This window comes from Bacillus sp. ISL-77, from assembly GCF_018613105.1.
Genome location: NZ_JAGGQY010000046.1, coordinates 124,026 through 130,025, shown reverse-complemented (window position 1 = coordinate 130,025; position 6,000 = coordinate 124,026). Strand labels below are relative to the sequence as shown.

At 37.2% G+C, this 6,000-nt stretch carries 5 protein-coding genes; 1 reads left to right on the top strand and 4 read right to left on the bottom strand.

What is annotated here, in order from left to right:
• Positions 1 to 49 precede the first annotated feature (49 nt).
• From J7E77_RS19175 to J7E77_RS19165, 3 genes are all read right to left on the bottom strand, one after another.
• Positions 50 to 610: a helix-turn-helix domain-containing protein gene (locus J7E77_RS19175; RefSeq protein ID WP_214716465.1), complete on the bottom strand. Its 561-nt coding sequence runs from the start codon at positions 608 to 610 to the stop codon at positions 50 to 52.
• Between the two features lie 93 nt (positions 611 to 703).
• A complete protein-coding gene (thrC, locus tag J7E77_RS19170) occupies positions 704 to 2,107 on the bottom strand; it encodes a threonine synthase (protein ID WP_214716463.1) in 1,404 nt (467 codons plus the stop codon).
• A 304-nt stretch (positions 2,108 to 2,411) separates the two neighbouring features.
• A complete protein-coding gene (locus tag J7E77_RS19165) occupies positions 2,412 to 2,699 on the bottom strand; it encodes a putative quinol monooxygenase (protein WP_088086698.1) in 288 nt (95 codons plus the stop codon).
• 297 nt (positions 2,700 to 2,996) lie between these two features.
• Between J7E77_RS19165 and J7E77_RS19160 the strand changes: the two genes are divergently transcribed.
• Entirely contained in the window at positions 2,997 to 4,103 is a 1,107-nt protein-coding gene (locus tag J7E77_RS19160) for a GntR family transcriptional regulator (protein WP_285290615.1), read from the top strand.
• Between the two features lie 513 nt (positions 4,104 to 4,616).
• Here the strand turns inward: J7E77_RS19160 and ftsZ are convergent.
• Entirely contained in the window at positions 4,617 to 5,768 is a 1,152-nt protein-coding gene (ftsZ, locus tag J7E77_RS19155; RefSeq protein WP_214716461.1) for a cell division protein FtsZ, read from the bottom strand.
• Positions 5,769 to 6,000 lie beyond the last annotated feature (232 nt).

Below are 6,000 nucleotides of genomic sequence, written 5' to 3'. Positions count from 1 at the left end.
TGATAATGGTAAGAAGATTCAGGAATACCGACTCTTAATAAAACATCTTTTAATTTGAAGGTTTCTTTGAGTTCGAATGATAACGCTGCTTGTGCTTTTCGAGATAGCCTTCCGGATCCATCTGAAAAGCTCGTAACTTTTTTAAGTATTCTACCTCTAAACGAAGGAGCTCATTTTCTCTTTCCAATTTTTGTTCGTAAGTCAATTCCTTTTCTTCTACAGTTTTTTTTCTGTTCTTGGCTTTATCAGACATGGGAGGCCGCCCTTTCGATCTTTCCAGGGCCTCGGCACCACCCTCCGAAAAAGCTTTCTTCCACGAAGCTATCATAGAAGGGTTAGTTAGCCCGAAATGAAGGGCTGTATCAACCTCTGAAGAACCTGTTCTTTTCATAAAGCTTAATATATCCAGCTTGAATTGAACAGAGTAAGTTTCCTTACTCTTCTTTTTCATTAAACCTTTCTCCCCTAATTTTTCGTAAACTTTTACCCATCTCATAATGCGTGTATGATCCTTCATATTATGCTTTTGTGCTAAAAGCCTATATCCTAATTTACCTGCTTGATACTCCTTTACTAACATTAACTTAAACCCTTCACTATACTTAGCCATAAAGAAACACCCCAAAAATTAGATTTCACTATAACTTTTGGGGTGCAGTACAAAATAAGGGGTAGTTGCCTTTTCTTTTAAAAGAATTAGAGTTTATTTAGCTGAAAAACGAAAAAGTGTTTCTAACTGACGAACCACTTCATCTTTATCCGCCTCAACAACTTCTAGATGCTGTGGTTTATTAAACAATTGTCTAATTTCTTCAGGGAATGTCTGCTTAATTTCGCAACGTTCAATGGATTCATTAAATTTTGCCGGATGGGCTGTTGCAAGTGTAACACAAACCTCAATAGGTTCATTACAACTTTCGTATGCAGCGACCCCACAAGCAGTATGTGGATCTAATAAATAATTCGTTTCAGCATAGTACTTACTGATGGTTTCCAAGCATTCTTTCCCTTCAACTCCATGTGCCGCAAAATCCTCTTTCACCTGGCGGAGCTGCTTCTCGTTCACGACAATTTTCCCTTCTGACTTGAATTTCTCCATTAAGTCAGATACTTCGTTTGGATTTTCACCAAGCAGGTAGTACAAATATCGCTCAAAATTGCTAGCTACTTGAATATCCATAGAAGGGCTATACGTACTGCGGAACTCACCAGGCATGTACACCCCATCACGGATAAAATCCTCTAAAATATTATTCTCGTTGGTCGCCACGATGAGTTTACCAATCGGCAGACCCATTTTCTTTGCAAGATAACCAGCAAATATATCTCCAAAATTTCCAGTCGGCACACTGAAGTTAACGCTCTGTGAACCTGTCTCTTTTGTTACTTGGAAATACGCATAGAAATAATAAACTGTTTGCGCCATTATACGAACAAAGTTAATGGAATTTATCGCACGCAGATGGTATTTGTTTTTAAAATCCACATCTGCGAACAATTCCTTGATGATTCTTTGACCATCATCAAACGTTCCATTTATGGCTAAATTCAAAACACTTTTGTCATCAACGGTCGTCATTTGTAATTCTTGTACCTTACTTACCTTGCCATGGGGGTGCAAAATGCAAATGCGAATGCCTTCTTTTCCTCTGACACCCTCAATCGCTGAGGCACCCGTATCCCCTGAAGTAGCGCCGAGAATATGAATTGATTCACCTGTATTCTTTGATACATAGGAATATAAATTCCCTAAGAATTGCAGAGCAATATCTTTAAAAGCAAAGGTCGGACCATGGAACAGTTCTAGCACATACATGTTATCCTTCAGCTTTTGAACAGGTGTTACTTCTGGGTGGCGGAAGGTTGCGTAGCTTTTCTCGATTAAACCCTTTAGCTCATTGTCTGGAATTTCACCATCAACATAATAGGAAAAGATTTCGTATGCTAGTTCCTGATAAGTTAACTGGGACATTGCTTCTAACTTATCTGCAGGAATATGCGGGATTTTCTCGGGGACTAATAGTCCCCCATCATTAGCTAATCCCATTAAGACTGTATCAATAAAACCAATTTTATTTACGTTTCCGCGTGTACTAACAAAGTTCATAGCATCCTCCAAGGTTATATTAAAAGTTTTTACTATCCGATAAAATTTGCTAACGAGGGTTTCCTATATTATTTTCGTGAAGCTATAATATATAAAATTCATTTTAATACATAATTTAGCGAATAGTCTATAAATTGTCGTTTTAGAAAGCATATTTTTTCTCATTTATTCTAAATCAGGCACCATTATCGTGGGAGGAAGGTGCTCGGGACAAGAAGGATATGTAAGTACTTCCTTTTTTTACCTCTCATATATGGAGATTTAGGATTCATCTCCATAAACTCGATCCAATTTCCATTGGGGATTATTTTACTTCTCTATAAAGGTTGATTTCTGTACTTTCTCGAAGTTTTCTAAGCTCTGGAACAATTTTCATAACATGTTCACTTTTATTGTGTTGATTTAGAGCCTCTTCATCCACCCATTCTTCGAGCATAGTAAGGATGGTCGGATCATTGATATCTTGATGAAGTGTGTACGTTATACAGCCTTTTTCTTTTCTAGTTTCTGACACAACTTCTCTTGCCAATATAAAATATTCTTCCACTTTTACACCTGGTTTTAGTTTTGCTTTACATACAACTTTAATCATTTTATTAACTCCTACTCTTTTTTATTATTGCCTTATTACGGAACATAGCTCAACTTTATTATAACATGATTTTCGATATAGCCTTACACTGTGCAATCTGAGGATACATATTCAAAAGCTTGATCTATACAAATTCCAAAAGCATCACAAATAATAGGTCAGCCGCAACTTGTACGTATAATGCTAGTAAATTATCTCATGGTCAATCTCTTGTTTTTTTGTTAATATTATTTTATTAAACATGTTGTACGCATAAGTAAATAAACTTGCTTCCAAGTTGAAAGTGGTGTAATCCAATTGGCTCAACAAACTAAATATAATATGGTAAAGGAAAAGATAACAGAATGGATAACTAGCGGTCAGGTAAAACCTGGGGATAAGATTTATTCTGAAAATGAACTTGTCAAAATGTTTGGTGTAAGCAGACATACGATTCGTCAAGCTATCGGGGATTTGGTTCATGAGGGATGGCTATACAGAGAACAAGGTGCTGGAACCTTTTGTTCCAATAAGTTGGGGAATGAAAAGCCTCAAATCCAGAATCAATCAAGTAATGGAAAAAATATCGGAGTTATAACCACCTACATTTCTGACTATATTTTCCCTTCCATTATCAAAGGAATTGAATCATATTTAACAGCTGAGGGATATTCTTTAACCTTTGCTTGTACGGATAATGATGTTGAGAAAGAAAAACAATGTTTACAATCGATGTTAAGCAGGAACATTGACGGTCTTATTGTTGAGCCTACCAAAAGCAGCAATTACAATCCTAACATTCATTACTATCTGGAATTAGAACAGAACCATATCCCATACTTAATGATTAACCAATTCTATCCCCAGCTTATGCCTCCTCATATCATTGTGAATGATGAGCACGGCGGCTTTGCGGCTACTGAACATTTAATTAAATTAGGCCATGAAAAGATAGTTGGACTCTTTAAAACTGATGACCTCCAAGGGGTAAATCGTATGCAGGGCTTTATCCGCGCTTTCAGAGAGCATGGCATCACATTTTTCCCGGAGATGGTGATTACCTATACCACCGATGAAAAAGATAGCAGATTATTAGAGCGATTAGAAAAATTTTTCAATGCAGATTCAATCCCTTCAGCAATAGTGTGTTACAATGACCAACTGGCCTTACAAATATTAAATATGTTAAGAGAACTTGGATTAAGTATTCCTGATGATGTTTCGATTGTTGGCTACGATGACTCCTTTTTAGCAGAGGCATCAGATGTAAAGCTTACATCAGTAACCCATCCAAAAATGCAAATGGGTATTGATGCTGCAAAATGGATTGTTGCTGCTGTCGAAAAAAAGGACAACATTCCTCCATCCATCGTTTATGAGCCTGAGCTTGTGATTAGAAGTTCAACCACTACATTGAAAAAATAACAAGTGAAGAAATTATTTTAAAGTTAACACGAAGACGCTTTCGTAATGTATTTTCCAACACATTATGAAAGCGTCCTTTTTTTAATTTAAAGAGATATATTAATTCCGGAATATTCTGAAATATCACGAGATACTTTTTCCGGTTCGGTTTCCTTAAGTAAGAAGGATAACAAGAAGAAAACAACGGCTGTCCACATCCCTATCCCCATGATTCCTAAGTTGGCTCCATATTGGCCAGTACTATATTTTCGAAACACCAGCTAAAAATCGGCATGAAGCAGGTAAATACTAATAAGTACATCATGTAAAAAATAGCCATTAGCATACTGACCCAAACATTACGGGTTTTAAATACACTTTTGTATTCCTGAAACGTTGGTTTTACTTCATGAGGACATGTTCTATTAGATTCTACAAGATTTGTCCTCATGAGCCTTTCATGAGGACATATTCTATTAGATTCTACAAGTTTTGTCCTTTTGACCCTTTCAAATGAAAATGCGGATGTTAAATTTATAAAAATCGTTTTTTTCGATTGCGCAAGAACGCTGGTATATTCAGAGATTCTTCTGACTGTTCTGAGTGTCTTTCATAATCTTGAACTGGTTCGCCTCGGTTTATTGGTTCACGCTGTATACGTTTTTCCCTTTGATATGGATTAGACATTTCTTCCATTGATGGCTGGGAAAGCGGTTGTGCTAATATCTCCTCTTGCTCAGTGAATCCAGTGGCAATAACAGTTACGATAATTTCTTCATCTAAGTTTTCGTTAATGACCGAACCAAAAATCATATTTAATTCCTCATGAGAAGCAGAAGCAACTATATCGGCTGCCTCCTGTACTTCAAAAAGACTTAAATTATTTCCACCAGTTATGTTCATGATCACACCATGAGCTCCATTGATAGAAGTTTCAAGTAAGGGACTATTTAAGGCTTTCTGCGCAGCCTCAACAGCACGATCTTTACCTTTAGCAATACCAATTCCCATTAAGGCAGTTCCCTTATGGGACATGACCGTTTTCACGTCAGCAAAATCAAGGTTGATTAGCCCTGGCACAGCAATTAAATCGGAAATCCCTTGAACACCCTGGCGTAGTACATTATCCGCTTCCCGAAAAGCTTCAATCATGGGTGTTTTTTTATCTACAATCTCTAATAAGCGATCGTTGGGAATAATAATTAAGGTGTCTACTGCTTCCCTCATTTCATTAATTCCAGTTTCTGCGTTAGCTGCACGCTTGCGGCCTTCAAATTTAAACGGACGTGTGACAACTCCAATTGTCAGGGCACCAAGATTGCGGGCAATTTCAGCAATGGCAGGCGCTGCACCTGTGCCGGTACCACCTCCCATACCGGCTGTAACGAAAACCATGTCTGCACCTGCTAACACTTCTTTTATTTGCTGTTTACTCTCTTCCACAGCTCTTTTACCTATTTCTGGATTAGCCCCAGCTCCCAAACCTCTTGTCAATGCTGTACCAATTTGCATCGTGACCGCTGCTTTTGATTGATTAAGAGCTTGTGCATCTGTATTAACGGCAATAAATTCTACACCTTCAACTCCTTCGTCAATCATACGATTCACGGCGTTATTTCCCCCGCCGCCAACACCGATGACTTTAATCTTGGCGAGTTGGTCCATATTTGTATCAAATTCTAACATGTTCATTCCTCCGCTATAGTAGATTAGGTGACAGGAAATTTTACTATTGCTTTCTAATTATTTCAGAGCAAACTTACCCCTCTAATTAAAGTTGCTTGTATGACCTCTTATGATAATAAAGGTATTTATTATGAATTAGTTTTTAGTCTACTGAACCTAAATTTTCTTGTCCAGTTAAGATTAACCTATTTATAAGTTTAATAAATGGGAAAAAAACCACCCTAAATAAGAC